The sequence below is a fragment of the Spiractinospora alimapuensis genome (assembly GCF_018437505.1).
Classification (GTDB): Bacteria; Actinomycetota; Actinomycetes; order Streptosporangiales; family Streptosporangiaceae; genus Spiractinospora; species Spiractinospora alimapuensis.
Genome location: NZ_CP072467.1, coordinates 5,198,114 through 5,215,633, shown reverse-complemented (window position 1 = coordinate 5,215,633; position 17,520 = coordinate 5,198,114). Strand labels below are relative to the sequence as shown.

Annotated in this window: 13 protein-coding genes; 11 read left to right on the top strand and 2 right to left on the bottom strand. The window is 68.4% G+C overall.

Annotated elements, in window-relative coordinates; all coding sequences use genetic code 11:
- Positions 1 to 339: 339 nt before the first annotated feature.
- From J4H86_RS24365 to J4H86_RS24320, 10 genes are all read left to right on the top strand, one after another.
- Complete coding sequence (locus J4H86_RS24365; RefSeq protein ID WP_236540663.1) at positions 340 to 1,851, top strand: PTS ascorbate transporter subunit IIC; 1,512 nt, start codon at positions 340 to 342, stop codon at positions 1,849 to 1,851.
- 43 nt (positions 1,852 to 1,894) lie between these two features.
- Positions 1,895 to 2,194 carry a PTS sugar transporter subunit IIB gene (locus tag J4H86_RS24360; RefSeq protein ID WP_236540662.1) on the top strand — a complete coding sequence of 100 codons (300 nt, stop codon included), beginning with the start codon at positions 1,895 to 1,897 and terminating at the stop codon, positions 2,192 to 2,194.
- Between the two features lie 309 nt (positions 2,195 to 2,503).
- On the top strand, positions 2,504 to 3,751 hold the full coding sequence (locus tag J4H86_RS24355) for a DUF418 domain-containing protein (RefSeq protein ID WP_236540661.1): 1,248 nt from the start codon (positions 2,504 to 2,506) through the stop codon (positions 3,749 to 3,751).
- A gap of 198 nt (positions 3,752 to 3,949) precedes the next feature.
- Positions 3,950 to 5,833: an ABC transporter ATP-binding protein gene (locus J4H86_RS24350; protein ID WP_236540660.1), complete on the top strand. Its 1,884-nt coding sequence runs from the start codon at positions 3,950 to 3,952 to the stop codon at positions 5,831 to 5,833.
- A gap of 70 nt (positions 5,834 to 5,903) precedes the next feature.
- Positions 5,904 to 6,584 carry a GNAT family N-acetyltransferase gene (locus J4H86_RS24345; RefSeq protein WP_236540659.1) on the top strand — a complete coding sequence of 227 codons (681 nt, stop codon included), beginning with the start codon at positions 5,904 to 5,906 and terminating at the stop codon, positions 6,582 to 6,584.
- 2 nt (positions 6,585 to 6,586) lie between these two features.
- Positions 6,587 to 9,199 carry a class III lanthionine synthetase LanKC gene (gene lanKC, locus J4H86_RS24340; RefSeq protein ID WP_236540658.1) on the top strand — a complete coding sequence of 871 codons (2,613 nt, stop codon included), beginning with the start codon at positions 6,587 to 6,589 and terminating at the stop codon, positions 9,197 to 9,199.
- A gap of 143 nt (positions 9,200 to 9,342) precedes the next feature.
- On the top strand, positions 9,343 to 9,531 hold the full coding sequence (locus J4H86_RS24335) for a hypothetical protein (RefSeq protein ID WP_236540657.1): 189 nt from the start codon (positions 9,343 to 9,345) through the stop codon (positions 9,529 to 9,531).
- Positions 9,532 to 9,552: 21 nt separating this feature from the next.
- Positions 9,553 to 9,798, top strand: a complete 246-nt coding sequence (locus J4H86_RS24330) for a hypothetical protein (protein ID WP_236540656.1) — start codon at positions 9,553 to 9,555, stop codon at positions 9,796 to 9,798.
- 100 nt (positions 9,799 to 9,898) lie between these two features.
- The gene (locus J4H86_RS24325) at positions 9,899 to 10,681 is read left to right on the top strand and encodes a TylF/MycF family methyltransferase (protein WP_236540655.1); all 783 of its coding nucleotides are present in this window, start codon (positions 9,899 to 9,901) and stop codon (positions 10,679 to 10,681) included.
- 88 nt (positions 10,682 to 10,769) lie between these two features.
- Complete coding sequence (locus tag J4H86_RS24320) at positions 10,770 to 11,963, top strand: class I SAM-dependent methyltransferase (protein WP_236540654.1); 1,194 nt, start codon at positions 10,770 to 10,772, stop codon at positions 11,961 to 11,963.
- A gap of 45 nt (positions 11,964 to 12,008) precedes the next feature.
- Here the strand turns inward: J4H86_RS24320 and J4H86_RS24315 are convergent, their stop codons facing one another.
- Positions 12,009 to 13,262 carry an activator-dependent family glycosyltransferase gene (locus tag J4H86_RS24315; RefSeq protein WP_236540653.1) on the bottom strand — a complete coding sequence of 418 codons (1,254 nt, stop codon included), beginning with the start codon at positions 13,260 to 13,262 and terminating at the stop codon, positions 12,009 to 12,011.
- Between the two features lie 222 nt (positions 13,263 to 13,484).
- Between J4H86_RS24315 and J4H86_RS24310 the strand changes: the two genes are divergently transcribed.
- The gene (locus tag J4H86_RS24310; RefSeq protein ID WP_236540652.1) at positions 13,485 to 15,833 is read left to right on the top strand and encodes a penicillin acylase family protein; all 2,349 of its coding nucleotides are present in this window, start codon (positions 13,485 to 13,487) and stop codon (positions 15,831 to 15,833) included.
- A 419-nt stretch (positions 15,834 to 16,252) separates the two neighbouring features.
- Here the strand turns inward: J4H86_RS24310 and J4H86_RS24305 are convergent, their stop codons facing one another.
- Complete coding sequence (locus J4H86_RS24305; protein ID WP_236540651.1) at positions 16,253 to 17,515, bottom strand: beta-ketoacyl-[acyl-carrier-protein] synthase family protein; 1,263 nt, start codon at positions 17,513 to 17,515, stop codon at positions 16,253 to 16,255.
- Positions 17,516 to 17,520 lie beyond the last annotated feature (5 nt).

Genomic DNA, 17,520 nt, shown 5'->3' with positions numbered 1-17,520 from the left:
GGCCGCGGCACCGGGAACCGTGAGCCGAACCGCCGCACCACACGGCGTCCGTGTCGGGCGACCGTCGGGCGGGCCCCTACGCGCGCCTCCAGGCAATCCGTCTCCCCAGCCAACACGCCGGCCGACGTCCCCGCTCGTTGGGCCCGAAACAGCGCCAGCCGGACACTGAACGACCCCGGAACGCCTGGTGCGACGCGGAATCGCGCGCCGTCCGCTACGCCCCACTTCGTGCCTGATCGCGAGGCTCCCGGAATGTGATCAAGTTGGTGCTGGACCGCGACTGGGAGGCGGGAAGCTGGGTGATCTTCAGCGGAACTCGTCGAATCGGGGGAGGCGTCGATGGACGCTGTGCAGTCTGTCCTGGTCTGGATCGCCACGAACGTGTTCGGTCAGGTGGCGATCCTGATCGGCCTCATCACCCTGTTGGGTCTCATCCTGCAGCGCAAGCCGGTGGAGGACGTCGTCGCCGGCGCGCTCCGGGCGGTGTTGGGGATCATCATCCTGTTCGTGGGCGTGGACCTGTTCACCGGGGGACTCGCGGACTTCCAGGCGATCGTGTCCAGCGCGGTGGGTCTGGACCCACCGGCGGCGGCGAACACGTTGGACGGGTTCCTCGGTAGCCACGGGGGCACCGTCGCACTGATCATCACGGTCGGGTTCCTGATTCACATGGTGCTGGTCGCCGTGTTCCCCGCCGCGCGGTACGTGTACCTGACCGGGCACCTGATGTTCTGGGTCAGCGTCGTGATCACGGCCTGTCTGGTGCAGGTGTTCGGTGACCTCCCGCAGCTCACCCTGGTGATCGTTGGTTCGATCCTGATCGCCTGCTACTGGACCCTGCAGCCGATGTGGATCGCGCCGTTCATGCGCAAGGTCACCGGCAGGGACGAGTTCGCCCTCGGGCACACCACCTCGGTGTTGGCTCTGGTGACCGCGGTGGCGGCCCGTCCGCTCGGTGACCCGGAGAAGCACAGTACCGAGAAGCTGAAGATGCCGCGGCAGCTTTCGTTCTTCAAGGACGTCAACGTCAGCACCGCACTGGTGATCGGGCTCATCCTCATCGTCTCCATGCTGTTCGCCGACGGGAGTGTCGTGCGGGAGGCCGCCGACAACTACGAGGAGGGCATCAGCGAGTGGACCTGGGGCGTCATCGCGGCGTTCCGGTTCGCCGCCGGAATCGCCATCCTGCTCTTCGGTGTCCGCATGTTCCTCGGCGAGATCGTGCCGGCGTTCAAGGGTGTCAGCGACAAGCTGGTTCCCGGTTCCCGCCCGGCCCTGGACATCCCCACCGTGTTCCCGATGGCGCCGACCGCGGTGATGCTCGGCTTCGTCTCCAGCACAGCCGTGTTCCTGGCGCTGCTGGGCGTGTTCGCGGGCTTCGGGTGGTTCACTCTGGTCCCGCCGATGATCATGCTGTTCTTCGGTGGTGGCGCCGGTGGGGTGTTCGGCAACGCGGTGGCCGGTTGGCGCGGCGCCGTTTTCGGTGGCGCGCTCAACGGCGTGCTGCTCGCGGTGGGTCAGGCGGTCACGTGGAGCTGGCTCAGCGACACGGCGCCGGAGCTGTCCACCCTGGCCGACCCCGACTGGTACATGATCATGGCGGTGCTGATCGGGATCGGCCACCTGACCGGTCCGCTGGGTGGCCTCGGCGTGTGGTCGGTCGCGGTCGTCTTCGGCCTGTTGACTCTCGTCGTGCTGACCTGGCTGTCCTTCTTCACTCCGGCGAAGCTCGCCCAGCGGGCCGAGACGCGGTCAGCGTCTGAGCCGACGGAGGACGACGCGCCTCCGACGGAGCGGGACGGGGACACGGCGGACAAGGGTGAGGACTCCGGCACGTCACGCACCGAGTAAGTTCGGAACTCCGACGATTGATCATGAAGGAATCGAGGACACGATGGCGCGCTCGGAACCGCTGACAGTGCTCGCGGTGTGCGGTGTGGGCATGGGCACCAGCCTGATCCTGAGGATGACGGCCGAAGGCGCCCTCAGCAGTCTGGGAGTGCCCGCCAAGGTGGAGAACACCGACGTGTCGACCGCTCGGGGTATGACGGCGGACGTGGTGATCGGGCAGGGCATGCACGTTGGTGAGCTGCAGGACATGGCTCCGGTCGTGCTCACGGTCGACGACTTCCTGGACCAGGACGGTCTCGCGTCCAGCCTTCGCGAGGCGCTGACGACCCAGGGTTGGATATAGCTCACCCACCACCCCTCAGCAGGACTCCGCCCACACGTTCCCCGGTGCGAACGCGACGCACCAGCCAGCCGGCAGCGGGCACTCCCTCCGGCACGGCGGCGACCGGGAACGTGTGGGCTTCCTGATGGAATGCGCCCCCGGTCGATTTCGGCCCACACACACTCCCCGAAAGACCAACCTTTTCCCGACGGAACATTGACCTCGGGAACCGTTTTTCCCGACACATCTCCTCGTGCGCGCTATTCCGTCACCAGAGACCGCCACCATACAATTACGATGAAATAGACGTATATCCAAAGGTGTCCGGTGATGAACCAAACGCGTACCGACGCACCAGGACCCACCAAACCCACCGAACGCGTACTGGCACCGGACCTCGCCCGCGGCGTCATGTTGCTGCTGATTTCGATCGCGAACACACCGATCTATCTGCTGGGCCGTGAGCTTTCGGAGTCCGGGTTTCACCCAGACGACGGATCGGCGATCGACAAGATCACGCAGGGACTGATCATCACCACGGTGGACATGCGGGTTTATCCGATGTTCGCGTTCCTGTTCGGGTACGGAATGGTGCAGCTATTCCTGCGGCAGCGTAACGCCGGCGCGTCGGAATCCGACGCCCGACGGGTGCTGCGCCGCAGGAACTGGTGGCTCCTCGGATTCGGCCTCGTCCACGCCGCCCTCCTCTTCGTGGGCGACATCCTCGGCGCGTACGGACTCGCGGGCCTGGTGCTGGCGTGGCTCTTCCTGCGCCGGACCGGAAGAACGCAGCTCGTCTGGGCCGGCATCGGCACCTTCGCGCTGGGCTTCGCGGCCGTGTTCTCCTCGGTCGGGGCCTACCTCATGGCGACCCGCGACATCCCGATGGAGAACACGAGCTTCGGCGACTACATCGTCCTGCTCTCCTACAACGTCGAGAACCCGGACTACGTCGCGGGGGCCGTGGAGCGGATATCCCTATGGCCAGTGGTGGTTCTGACATCCGGTCTACTCACCCTGAGTGTCCCCATCGCGATGCTGATCGCCTTCTGGGCGGCCAACCGACGGATCCTCGAGGAGGCCGGGAAGCACCTCCGGCTCCTGCGCACCACGGCGGTCGTGGGAATCACGGTCGGGTGGCTCGGCGGCCTGCCCCACGCCCTGTCCCACACGGGCGTCTGGAACGTCCCGGAGAACGCGCTGTGGGCGTTCGCGTCCACCCAGCCCTTCACGGGTCTCCTGTGCGGCCTGGGCTACGTGGCCGTGTTCGGACTCATCGGACACCACCTCCGGCAACGGTCCGCCCACCACGGCGTGGTGACGACGGCCGTGACCGCCGTGGGCAAACGTTCCCTGTCCTGCTACCTCGCCCAATCCGTCATCAGCGCCCCCCTGCTGGCCGCCTGGGGACTCGGGCTCGGCGTCTACCTCCACAGCGCCAGCCTCCTCGCCTTCGCGGTCGGCGTGTGGGCACTGACCGTCGTGCTGGCCTACCTGATGGAACGCGCCGGACGACGCGGCCCGGCCGAGGTCCTGCTCCGCCGCCTCTCCTACGGACGCCCCCACGCCCGAACCTAATTCGGGAACCCACCCCACACACAAATTCAATCCGTATGTCCCGCCGGCGGGACATGCGGATTACCTTTGCGCACACACCCCATGACCAAAATCGTGGCCCATGACCATGGACTCCGTTATTGGCCAATCACATAATGGTCGATGACCCCTTTCAGGAAACATGCATCCTGACCGGGGATCACCGAATCGAGGGATCTAATGCCGGAGAATGACGAGCATTCGGGCCGCCCCAGTGTGCTCCAGGTGTCGGCGTGGCGCGAGACCCTGGACTATCTGAGCCCGTACCGAAAGCCACTGTTCCTCGGCGGAATACTCGCCATGCTCGGAAGCCTGGCCGGGCTGATCCAACCGTTCGCCACCCGAATGGTGGTTGACGCCTTGGAGGTCGACGAGACGGTCATTCGGCCGCTCGTGTTCCTCTCCCTGTTCGTCATCCTCTCCGCGGTATTCAACGCGTTCGGCTACTACGTTCTCTCCCGCGTCGGCGAATCCGTCGTCCTCGATTCGCGAACAGGGCTGATCCGCCGCATTCTCTGGATGCGCGTCCCCGAGTCGGCGCGGTACCAGCCCGGGGACCTGATGTCGCGCCTCACCGCCGACACCACGTTGCTGCGGACCATGGTGTCCCAGGCGATGGTCGAGTCGGTGACGGGCGCGATCATGCTGGTCGCCATCGTCGTGTTCATGGCGTTCATGGATCCGGTGCTCTTCCTGGTCACACTCGTCGTCCTGCTGCTCACCCTGAGCGGAGTCGCGTTGATCATTCCTCGGCTCCGCCGCGTGACCACGCGCACCCAGGAGAGCGTGGCCGAGCTCGGTTCCGTGATCGAGCGGAGCCTCGGCGCCTTCCGCACGATCAAGGCCGCGGGCGCGGAGGGACAGGAGGCCGAACGGGCCGAGAACGCGGCACACCGGGCCTGGCGGCACGGACTGAGCCTCAACAAACTCAGCGCGGTGTCGGGTACCGCGTCGAGTCTGGCCATCCAGCTCGCGTTTCTCGTGGTGCTCGGCGTGGGTGGGCTGCGGGTCGCCACCGGGGCGATCACCATCGGGACCCTGATCGCGTTCCTCCTCTACCTCTTTTACATGATCCCCCCACTGGGGTCGCTGGTCTCGGCCACCCGCAACTTCCACATCGGCGCGGCGGCGGTGCGCCGCATCCAGGAGGTGCTGGACGTGGCGACCGAGCCGGAGAACGAGGCGGCGGAGAACGACGCGGCGCCGGAGGCCTCGGAGCCGGACACCCGTCCCGAAACGGGAGCCACTGAGGTGAGCGCCACGTCCACCTCCGAGGCGGTCGCCCGACCGGCCACGCTCTCCTTCCGCGACGTGGTGTTCACCTATCCCGGAAGTCACCACCCCACCCACCACGGGGTGAGCTTCGATGTCCCGGCGCGGGGGATCACGGCCATCGTCGGCCCGTCGGGGGCCGGCAAGTCCACGGTGTTCTCACTGGTCGAGCGGTTCTACACGATCGATTCGGGACAGATCCTCATCGACGGTGAGGACATCTACGACACTCCCCCGACCGCGCTGCGCACCAGCATCGGCTACGTGGAACAGGACGCACCGGTCATCGCGGGGACGGCGCTGGACAACCTCACTCTGGGGCTGACCGGGGTGAGTCGGCGACGTGTGGACGACGTCCTGGTGAGCACGCGGTTGGATCAGCTCGTGGGCAGCTTTCCGGACACCGTGCACTCCGACCTCGGGCACCGGGGGAACCGCCTGTCCGGGGGTGAGCGCCAGCGTCTCGCGATCGCGCGCGCACTCCTGCGTGAACCCCGCCTCCTCCTGCTCGACGAGGTCACCTCGCAACTGGACGCCGTCAACGAGGCGGCGTTGCGCGACCTCATCCAGCGCGCGGGGGAACAGACGACGGTACTCGTCGTGGCGCACCGGCTGTCCACTGTGGCCAGCGCGGACCGGATCCTGGTGATGGATGAGGGACGGATCCGGGCCGTGGGGACGCACGACGAGCTCGTACGCGTCGACGCCATGTACCGCGACCTGGCCGCGACCCAACTTCTGATCACCGACAGCGCGGTCCCTGATCCATCCGTCCCGCGGGAGACGCCCTGAACCGCGCCCCGCGCGTGACACCTCCACCGTCCGCGGCCCCACGGCCTGATACGCGCACCCAGGGAAGGCAATGCAGGGAACTCTGATCGACCTCCGTCCACCGCGACTTTCCGAATTCGACGACATTTGTGACTGGATCACGGGCGGATCCGACAGCGCGGGATTCCTCAACACCCAGATAACCCGTCACGACCCGGCGAAGGTGCGCGAGGCGTACCTGAACAAGGAGATCAGTCTCCTGATGATCGTCGACAAACGTAAGAACCCGATCGGAATCATCATTATCAAGACGGCCGGGTTCTACCGGAACTACGAGGTGACGGTCGCGGTCGGCGACAGGAGGAAATGGCACCTCGGTTTCGGGGCCGAGGCGATGGCCCGGGCGACCGAGGTGCTGTTCATGTCCTACGACGCGCACCGTGTGCAGTTCATGACGGCGTCGTACAACCATCGAATGCTGGACATGCTGATCTCGAATTTCGCGAACCTGTTGACGATCGACGGAATTATGCGTGATGCTCTGTTCCTGGACGGCGAGTACCACGACATGATCGTTTGGTCGATTCTCCGCGATGAGTACTTCCAAATTGACGCGGTACAACCAAACGCCCCCGACATGGGCCCGATACCGCCCACCATTCCTTTGGAGGAAAAGGAAAAGGCGAGGAAGATTCTCGCCAGTCACTTGGCGGACAACCCCAGGACCTCCATTTCCCTCGCACAGTCCGTACGACACGGAGACTCGAGCTGACCATGCGCGAAGCCCTGCACCTCTACACGTGGACCAAGGATCTGTTCTTCGACACCCCGGAGAACCACAACCCTGCCGACAACGTCCACTACGAGGCCCTCGTCGGGCCGATCGTCGAGGGACAGGACGTGCGCCGCGAGGGCCCCTGGTGCGTGGTGTCCCCGCCGGACGAGGAGCTCCCGGGACAGGGGTGGAAGATCCACGTGTCGACGGTTCCGGCCCAGGCGGCCCAGGTGCTGGACATCACGGCGCGCTACTGCGTGGAGCGGTCGGTCTCGTTCAAGTTCCTCCGCGACCGCGCGCTGTTCCTCGCCTACTCGGGCAAGAACGCCCCCCGCACCTCCAGCGGGAAGTTCCTCTGCCTGTACCCCCGGGACGAGGAAGCCCTCGAGCACGCGTTGGACACGCTCGACGCGCGCCTGGCCGGGTTTCGGGGTCCCTACATCCTGACCGATCTACGGTGGCGTGCGGGACCGTTGTTCCTGCGCTACGGCGCCTTCGAGTCGCGCTACACCTACCAGCCGTCCGGCTCGCGGGTGTTGGCGATGCGGGACGCCGAGGGGAGGACGGTCGCCGACACTCGTGGTATCCCGTTCCGCCCGCCGGAGTGGGCGCCGCTGCCCGACCGGATCGAGACCGGCGTCGACCGTGGCACGGTGGTGGGCGACTTTCCCTTCACCGTGACTGCCGCGGTGCAGTTCTCCAACGCCGGTGGGGTGTACCGGGGGACACACAAGGCGACCGGTCAGTCCGTCGTCCTGAAGGAGGCACGGTCGAACACCGGATGGGACGACGGCACGACCGACTCCGTCGCCCGACTGCGCCAGGAGGAGGACGCCCTCCGGGCCCTCACGGCCGTGCCGGGAATCCCCCGTGTGGTCGCCGGGGTGCAGCACTGGGAGCACTACTTCCTCGCCGTCAGCGAGATGCCGGGCGAGCGACTCGCGACCTGGCGCGCCCTGAACAACCCCCTGCTCCAGACGTGTCACTCCGCCGAGGATCTCAAGCGCTACCGATCGGACGTGGAGACGATCGTCGCGGGTTGCCGCCGCGTGGTCGACGAGATGCATCGCCGGGGGTGGGCCCACCGTGACCTCAACCCCAACAACATCCTGGTGGACGACGACCTGACGGTCCGCGTCGTCGACTTCGAGATGTGCGCCCCGGTGGACGTCACGGACCGGCCGTTGTTGGGTGTGGCGGGCTACGCGACCGACATGGGCGACGGCAGGGCCCGCGATCTCGCCTCGCTGCGGATGCTCACCCTCGACCTCTTCCTCCCGCTGGTTTCCCACATCTCCCTCGACACCGACCTGCGGGGCGCGATCGCGGACACGGCAGTCGACTGGTTCGGCCTTCCCACCGACTACTTCACCGCCCCGGCCGCCGAGGACCCGACCGATGCCGCGGCCGGGCCCACACGATGGCGGGCCGGCCCGTCTGAGGCGCGCGACCTTCCGCGCGAGGTCCGCCCACTGTGCGGGGTCCTGGCTCGCTCGATCCTGGCCACCGCCCGGCCCGCGCGTCGGGACCGGCTCTTTCCCGGTGACCCCGCGCAGTTTCGCCACCGTTGGGCGGGTGGTGGCCTCGCCCACGGCACCGCCGGCGTCCTGTGGACGCTCCGCGCCGGCGGGGTCGAACCACCCACGGAGTTCGACTCCTGGCTGGCACGCCTGGTGGAGACCGACATCGTTGATCCCGCGATCCCGCCTGGCCTGTGGGAGGGAGCCGCCGGAATCGCCTGGTATCTCGCCGCCCACGGCGACCCGGCCCTGGCCCGCCACGCGATGGACCCGGTCCATCGTGACCTCGACGCCACGACCGATCCGTCGCTGCGATCCGGGCTGGCGGGCGTCGGACTCATGGCCGCCTATCTCGCCGGCGACGCGGAGCTTGGCACCGACATGCGCGCTGTGGGGGCCCGCTGCGCCGAGCGGATCGCCGAGGAGCTCCTGGACGAGCCGGGGCTCGCGGTACTGCCCGGCGGGCTGTTGGACGGATGGAGCGGCGTCGCCCTGTTCCTCACCCGGTGGGCGGAGCGCACTGGCGACGACCGATGGTTGGACGTCGCGGAGTCCGCGCTACGCCGTGACCTCGACCGATGCGCCACCACCGCCAACGGCGACCTACGCGTCGACGACGGCCGACGGCACCTGCCCTACCTCGGGGTGGGCAGCATGGGGATCGCGGTCGCCGCCTCGGCGTTGCTCACCCATCGGGAGGTGTCGGACCTCGCGGCCGCGGTGCCACGGTTGGCGTCGGGGGCCGCCGCCCGGTTCACGGCGTTGCCCGGGGTGTTCTCCGGATTCTCCGGGCTCGTACTCGGTGCGCTCGCCCTGGGGAACCGCTGCGAGGCCAGCACGCTGCGCGGGTCCTACCCAGAGCTGCTGCACCTCTTCCTGTGTCGCGACGCCGATGGGGCGCACCTCGTCGGTGACCTCGGGGTTCGCGCGTCCTGCGACTTCGCGACCGGCAGCGCGGGGGCGCTCGCGACGTTGGAGCTGCTGCGCGCGCCCGACTTCGTCAAGCTCCCGTTCCTCGGGCTGGCACCGGCGACCCCGATGCCCGAGCCCGACCGGGACGGGGTTGGTGTCCGTGACCACAGAGGGAGGTGACGACGTGCAGGTTCTCGAACTCCAGGCGCTGGAGGTCCCCACTGAGGAGGCCGCCATCCCCAGCTCGGCCAGCGTGAAGTTCTGCTGAGGCCGAGTTTCTCCCAGGACGTGCGGCGGCCCGGCCGCCGCACCCGTGGGGGCCCGTGGCGCATCGGAACGCTCCGCTGCTCCGCTCGGCCATCGTGAGCGGCCCGCTGTCCATGGACCCCACGACGCACGGCCCAGCGAACCACGAAGGAGGTGACGACATGCAGGTTCTCGAACTCCAGGCGCTGGAGGTCCCCACCGAGGAGGCCGCCATCCCCAGCTCAGCGAGCGTGAAGGTCTGTTAGGACCCAGCACGTAGGTGTGCGGTGGCCTCGTCCACCGCACACCCCGCCGCGAGGCCCGCGCCCCACGACGCTTCGCTGCCGCGCTCCACCGTCGTGGCTGTCGCCCCGTGGGCCCACTGGCTCCGCCGGGGCGGCGCACATCGGCCCCGCGGCGGGCCGGCCCGAGAGGGAGGTGACGACATGCAGGTTCTCGAACTCCAGGCGTTGGAGGTCCCCACTGAGGAGGCCGCCATCCCCAGCTCAGCGAGCATCAAGCTGTGCGGATGAGGCGACTGACGCCTGTCCGGGTGTGCGGCGGCACTGCCGCCGCACACCGTCGTCATCACCGCCGGCGCGTCATCCGTCGAGGCCGAAGGAGGACCACGTGATGGGCGCGAGCCCACGAGATCTCTACCTGGATCTGATGCAGCGGGTCGTCACCAACACGATCTACCAGGACCACGCACGGGGCTGGGCGGCCACGATCCACGAGTTCAAGGACGAACTACCCCACATCGAGTTCGACGAGGCCAAGCGCGATAGCGGTCAGGACATTCCCGCCCACGCTCACACCATGATCGGTACCACCAGGCTGGGGAACCTACGCCGTTGCGTGGAGCGGGTACTCGCCGACGACGTTCCCGGTGACCTCATCGAGACCGGTGTCTGGCGCGGCGGCGCGACCATCTTCATGCGGGCGATCCTCAAGGCGCACGACGTCGACGACAGGCGGGTCTGGGTCGCGGACTCCTTCGCGGGTGTCCCCGAACCCGACCCGGCGGCGTTCCCGGTGGACCGCATCATCCCGATGCACGTCATCAATGACGTGCTCGCCGTCTCGGAGGAGGAGGTCCGGGAGAACTTCCGGCGCTACGACCTCCTCGACGACCAGGTTCGACTACTCAGCGGGTACTTCCGTGACACCCTTCCCGGCGCGCCGATCGAACGGCTCTCCGTGATGCGCCTGGACGGGGACATGTACCAGTCGACCTTCGAGGCACTGACTCACCTCTACCCGCGGCTGTCCCCCGGCGGCTACGTCATCGTCGACGACTACCACGCGCTGTTGCCGTGCCGGATGGCCGTACACGAGTACCGCGAGGCACACGGCGTCACCGAAACGATCGAGGAAATCGACGGCACGGCCGTGTACTGGCGGCGCGAAGGCTAGGCCATGTGCCCCGATCCGCCCGAACCCCTACTCCACATCGTCACTGCGCCTAGGAGGGCCCGCGTTGACCACCTCCCATCGTTGTCGAGTGTGCGACAGTCCGCTGCTGGAATTCCTTGACCTGGGACGACAACCCCTCTCCGATCACTTCCGCGCCCCCGAGGACACCGGCGCGGAGTTCTTCTTCCACCTCTCCGTCGGCCGCTGCGAGGGGTGCGGGATGGTGCAGCTCATGGAGGAAGTCCCGCGCGAGCGCATGTTCCACGCGGACTACCCCTATCTGTCCTCCGGCTCCGCGGTCATGCGCCAACACTTCGCCGAGTTCGCCAACCGCGCGCCCACGCACTCCAGCGACCCCTTCGTCGTCGAGCTGGGGTGCAACGACGGGGTGATGCTGCGCCGCCTCGCGGAACGTGGGGTGCGGCATCTCGGCGTGGAACCCTCCGGTGGGGTCGCGGACCTGGCCCGGGCCGCCGGGGTCGAGGTGTGGAACGTGTTCTTCGACGAGGAGACGGCGGCGGGGATTCTGCGGGACCGCGGTCCAGCGGACGTCGTCTACGCGGCCAACACGCTGTGCCACATCCCCTACGTCGTGCCGGTGCTGCGCGGCGTACGTGAGCTGCTCGCCCCCGGCGGCGTCCTCGTGTTCGAGGACCCCTACTTCGGCGACATCGTGCGCCAGTCGTCCTTCGACCAGATCTACGACGAGCACTTCTACCTGTTCACCGGGAACGCCGTACACAACCTGGCGGCGCGCTGCGGTCTGGAGCTGGTCGATGTCGAACGCCTGGGCGTCCACGGTGGCGAGGTCCGCTACACCCTTGGCCGATCGGGTGAGCACTCCCCCAGTCCGGCCGTCTCCGCGCTGTTGCGTGAGGAGAGAGAACGGGGACTGACCGAACCAGCGGGTCTGCGTGCCTTCGCGGAGCGGGTGGACCGGATCCGCGCCGACCTCGTTTCGCTGCTCACCCGGCTGCGTGACGAGGGAGCGCGCGTCGCCGGCTACGGGGCGACCGCCAAGAGCGCGACGGTGCTGAACTACTGCGGTATCGGCCCGGACCTGGTCGAATACATCAGTGACACGACGCCGGCCAAGCAGGCGCGACTCACGCCGGGGTCCGGAATCGAGGTCCGTCCGCCCGAGACGTTCACCCTGGACTACCCGGACTACGCCGTGTTGTTCGCCTGGAACCACGCCGAAGAGATCATCGGCAAGGAACAGGGGTTCCGGGACTCCGGTGGCCAGTGGATCCGCTACGTCCCCGAGGTCCACATGAGCTAGACCTGTCCGCTGGCGGCTGGACTGGGATGGGCGCGTTACCGCGAATCAGGCCGACGCGGTCGCCAGGGTGGCGACCACGTCGGATGGCGAGGGGGTCGCCGCGAGCTCGTTCCGGAGACCGCGCGCGCCCGCCGCGGCCGCGGGTGAGGCGAGCAGCCGGAGGACCTCGGCACGAACCCGGTCGGGAGCGGCCTCTGATCCCGGTATAAGCGCGCCGGCCCCCCGGGCGACAAGCCCCCGGGACATGATGTGGGCGTCGTGCTGTTCGGGCAGCGCCAACTGGGGGACGCCCCAGCGCAGCGCGGTCGCGATGCTGCCGAAACCGCCATGATGGACGACCAGGGAGCAGGTGGCGGCCAGCTCGTTCAGGGGCACCACACCGACGTGCCGAACGTTGGCGGGAAGGTCGGTACGGGCCGCGAGTTCGCTGTCCCCCGTCGCCACGACGACTTCCACGTCGTCGTCGGCCAAGGAGCGCAGGATCCCCGGTAGGGGGATGTCCGACCCGCCGAGTCCCGCCTGGCTGTGGCCGAGGGTGACCGCCACCCGGGCCCGCTCCGGGCGTTCGCGCAACCACCCGGCGACCGCCGCGGGGCCGTTGTAGGGGACGTAGCGCATGGCAAGGTAGTCGACGTCCGTCCGAAGCCGGAACGACGCCGGCAATTGGTCGATCGTCGCCTGCCCGGTGAGGAGTTCCTCCCGATACTCAACGCCGTGGCGGCCGGCGAGCTGGGCCACCCACTCCCCCAGCGGGTCCTCCGTCCGCTCGGCGGGACGTTCGGCCCGCACGGCGAGGAAGTGCTCGCGGACCCGGGCGTAGAAGTCCGACCCGCCGAGGATCCGCACGTGCCGCGCGTCGACGGACGCCGCGGCGACGCCCGCGACGAACGTCCCCGGCTCCCAGACCACGAGATCGGGGCGCCACTGGCGCGCGAAGTCGACCAGCCCTTGGGCCATCGGCTCGTTGACCAGCCGGAACCACCAGCAGGCGAAGTTCGCGTACCCGTCGCGCAGTTCCTCCCAGGAAACGTCCGTCGCCTCCCGGTCAGCGGTGGTGAAGGGAGGGAGATCGAACCCTCCCGCGTGCTGGAGCAGCCGGGGGAAGGCGGTCAACATGCGCCGCAACTGGTGATCCTCTCCTACCGGGACCGCGGACAACCCCGCTCCGGTGACCAGCGGGGTGAGGGCGGGCTGACTCGCGACCCGCACCTCGTGCCCCGCGGCGGCGAAGGCCCACGCCAGCGGCACGACGCTGTAGAAATGCGTTCGCTCGGAATAGAGACAGAAAAGGACGCGCAACCACTGCCCCCTCACGCAAATTTCGCCAACAATTCCAGTCGACCACTCCATGCGACCCAATTCAAGCATTGACCGAAAATCAGGCCACGAAATAGCCTATCCAGAACCCATCCGGCACTCTGGTGTTGCTTTGGCCCCTTTCATTTCTTGCCATCACTATTCGCGCTGTACGCCGATCGGGGAAACACGAAACCGGCCGAGACTCACGAAGGAGAGGACGGAATGCAGCGATCTGGGATCGCCGTCCGTGGACTCGCGACAGCGGCGGCCATTGTCCTCATGGCCCCGCTTGCCGCGAGCTCCGCCAGCGGCGACGAGGTCACGTCCTACCAGACGTCCCACGTGGACAGCGAGGTGGAAATCCTCGTGGACGAGTGGGGGGTACCCCACATCTACGCCGACAATTCCGAAGACCTGTTCTTCGCCCAGGGGTTTTCCGTTGCCCGGGACCGACTGTTCCAGATGGACCTGTGGCGCCGACATGGACTCGGTGAACTCGCCGAAGTCCTCGGGCCCGACTATGTGGAGACCGACACCGCGGCGCGACATTTCCTCTACCGAGGCGACATCGACGAGGAATGGGCGAGCTACGACCCACGAACCCGGAACTCGGTCGAGAGTTTCACCGAGGGCATCAATTTCTACGTCGACCTCGTGGAGAACCTGCCCGGTGGTCTGCCCCCGGAGTTCGAGGAACTCGAGTACGAGCCGGAGCACTGGTCCCCGGAGGACGTGGTGCGGATCCGCAACCACGGCCTCGTCTACAACCTCGAGTCGGAGGTCAACCGCTCACTCATCGCGTGCGACGAGAACGTGAACGCGCACCGGCTCGAGCAGGAGCTGCGCCCGGCCTGGGAGCCCGCCGTCCCGGAGGGCCTCGACGTGTGCGCGGTGCCCGAGGAGGTGCTGGACACCTATCGGTTGGCGACCGAGACGCTCACCTTCACCGGTGACGGCGAGGTGGAGTCGGTGATCGGACGTGTGCCGGGTGAGGGCAGTAACGCCTGGGCGGTCGGCCCGGAGCGCACCGACACCGGGCGCCCCATCCTGGCCAACGACCCACATCGCTTCACCCCCTCCCCGTCGGTGCGTTACCTGCAGCACCTGTCGACGCCGGAGTTCGACGTCGTGGGCGCCGGCGAACCGCTGGCCCCCGGAGTCGCGCTGGGGCACAACGGCTCCGTCGCCTTCGGGCTCACCGTGTTCGGGATCGACCAGGAGGACCTGTACGTCTACGAACTGAACCCGGACGACCCCACGCAGTACCGCTACGACGACGGGTGGGAGTCCATGGACATCGTCACCGAGGAGGTGGAGGTCGCCGGTGAGGAACCGGTGTCGGTCGAGGTGGCGTTCACCCGGCACGGCCCGGTGTTGTACACCGACGAGGAGAACGACACGGCCTTCGCGCTGCGCACCGTCTGGTTGGAGCCGGGAACCAGCCCGTATCTGGCGTCGATGGGGATGCTCGACGCGTCGGACTTCGACGAGTTCCGTTCCGCGGCCCAGGACGCGGGCTCGCCGCCACTGAACTACACCTACGCCGATGCCGAGGGGAACATCGGGTGGCAGCCGGCCGGCCTGACCCCGGTGCGTCCCGACCACGACGGTCTGCTGCCGGTCCCGGGCGACGGCCGGTACGAGTGGGACGGCTTCCGGGACCCAGAGGAGCTACCGCACAGCCTCAACCCCGACGACGGGTTCTTCGCCAACGGCAACAACCTGCCGGTCTCGGACGACCTCGCCCCGAACTACGGCTTCGAGTGGTCCGCGCCCTACCGGTACGACCGGATCACCGAGGTTCTCGGCGGTTCCTCGAGCCACTCCGTGGACGGCATGGCGGAGCTGCAGTACGACGAGGTGTCCCTCCCCGCCCGCAGCATCGTCCCCCTGCTCGAGAACCTGGATCCCGAGGACGAGGCGGCGGCGGCCGCGGTCGCGCTTCTGACGTCCTGGGAGGACTACGACGCGTCCGCCGACTCGGCGGAGGCCGCCCTGTTCGAGGCCTGGCTGATCCGGCACCTGAGCTACACCCTCATCTACGTCCTCGCCCCGGAGGCGGCGGAACGGATCCTCGTCCCCGACGTCTCCACCATCGTCGACATCGCGGAGAACCCCGAAGACTGGTTCGGCCCCGAGGGTGAGGCGACCCGGGACGCGATGTTCGAGATGACCCTCGCCTCCGCCTTCGGGGACCTCACGGAGAGTCTCGGCCCCGACCCCGGCGAATGGCGCTGGGGCGACCTGCACCACACCGAGTTCGTCCACCCCCTGGGCGAGAACGTCGGCCCCATCCAACGCGGCGGTGCCTGGGAGACCGTCAACATGTCCGTCTACCATCCACTGACCTACCAACAGATCGCCGGAGCGACATCCCGCGTCGTCATCGACGTCGGCGCCTGGGACAACAGCCTCGCTGTCAACGCCCCCGGCCAGTCCGGTGACCCTCGAAGCCCCCACTACGACGACCTGGCCCCCAGGTGGGAGACAGGCGAGTACTTCCCCCTCCTGTACAGCCGCGACGCCATCGAGGAACACACGCGGACCCGCATCCTCATCCAGACCGACTAGACCGCCGAGTCCCACGTACGCGTGAGGCCGCGGAGCCAGCCACCGATGGAGGCGGGCCCGCACGGTCCCGTCATCGGTCGCGGCCCGCTCGCCGTAGCGGGCCGCGACCGCCTGATCCTCTGAGCGGGTCGACCGCCCACCTGGGAATGTCGGGGGGCGCGGCAGGCCTGGCACGGCCGGCCCGGACGTCCGCTGGGGCGTCGAGTGAGGTGGTGGACCTCGGTGCGGTTTCCGGGGCGCCAGGACCTCCGTCGCGTGTGGTCCCGAGGTCAGTCCGAGGTCCAGCGCGGATGGCGCGCCCAGGAAGATGGATCCGCCGCGACTGGCGGCTGCCGCGCGTCGCCCCGCACAGGCGGGGGCGTGGGGGCGCGCCGGTCACCCGCCTGTTCTCGGTGCGAGACGGCGTCTCGTGGCGCGCCTCAGCTCTCCCGCCAGGCGCGGACGGCCAGGACGGCGTTGTGGCCGCCGAAGCCGAAGGAGTTGCTGAGGGCCACGTCGACAGGGCGGGTGATCGCCCTGTGTGGGACGAGCGCCATGTCGGGGAACTCAGGATGGTCGCAGTTGACGGTGGGAGGAATGACGCCGGTGCGGACGACCTCCGTGACGACGGCGGCTTCGACGGCACCGCTGGCGGCGAGCATGTGGCCGGTCATGCTCTTCGTGGAGCTGACGGGGGTCGTCGTGGCGTGGTCGGGCAGAACCCGCCGGAGCACGGTGAGCTCGTTGGTGTCGTTGGTGGGAGTGGCCGTGCCGTGGGCGTTCACGTAGTCCACGTCGGCTGGTTCCACGTCGGCGGAGGCGAGCGCGCGGCGGACGGCCCGTTCGACCTCGGGGGCCTCGGGGGGTGGGGCCGTGAGCTGGTGGGCGTCACTGGTGGCGGCGTATCCCGCGACCTCGGCGAGGATCTCGGCGTCGCGGCGTCGGGCGTGGCTGAGGCTCTCCAGGACCAGGACTCCCGCTCCGGCCGCCATGACGAAGCCGTCGCGGCCGGTGTCGAAAGGGCGACTGGCCCGGGCGGGGTCGTCGTTGTCGCGGGACAGTGTTCGGGCGCGCGCGGCCGCGGCGATCTCGAGGCGGGTGAACGCGTCCACTCCCCCAGCGAAGACCACGTCGGCGGCACCGCTCTGGATGAGGCGCATCCCCTCGCCCACACACGCCGTCCCGGTCGCGCAGGCGGCCACGAGTTCCATGCACGGGCCGCGGGCGCCCAGGAGGAGGCTCATCTCACCCGCCACGCTGACACCCATGGTGGGGAAGACGAAGGGGCCCACCCCTCCGTAGCCTTCCTGGTCGAGGGCGTTTTGGCTGGCGATGGCCAGGCGGGTCGAACCGATGATGGAGCCGGCGAGCACGCCGGCCCGGGGGGCCGTCGCCGTGTCCAGGGCGAGGCCGGCCTCGTCCCGCGCCATCTGGGCGGCGGCGAGGAGCGGGCGCAGCGGCCAGTCGACACGGCGCAGCAGGGTGCGGGAGAGGTGGTCGGTGGCGTCGAAGCCGGTCAGCTCGCCGCCGATGCGTACGGGCAGGTCATCGGCCTCGAACTCCGTGATGGGGCCGATGCCGCTCCGGCCGGCGACGAGGCCGCGCCAGGTCTGCTCCCAGTTCGGTCCGACCGGTGACACCACTCCCCTTCCGGTGATGACGACGCGTTCGGGACGGAGGATGTCGGATGGGACCGTCGCCATTGTGG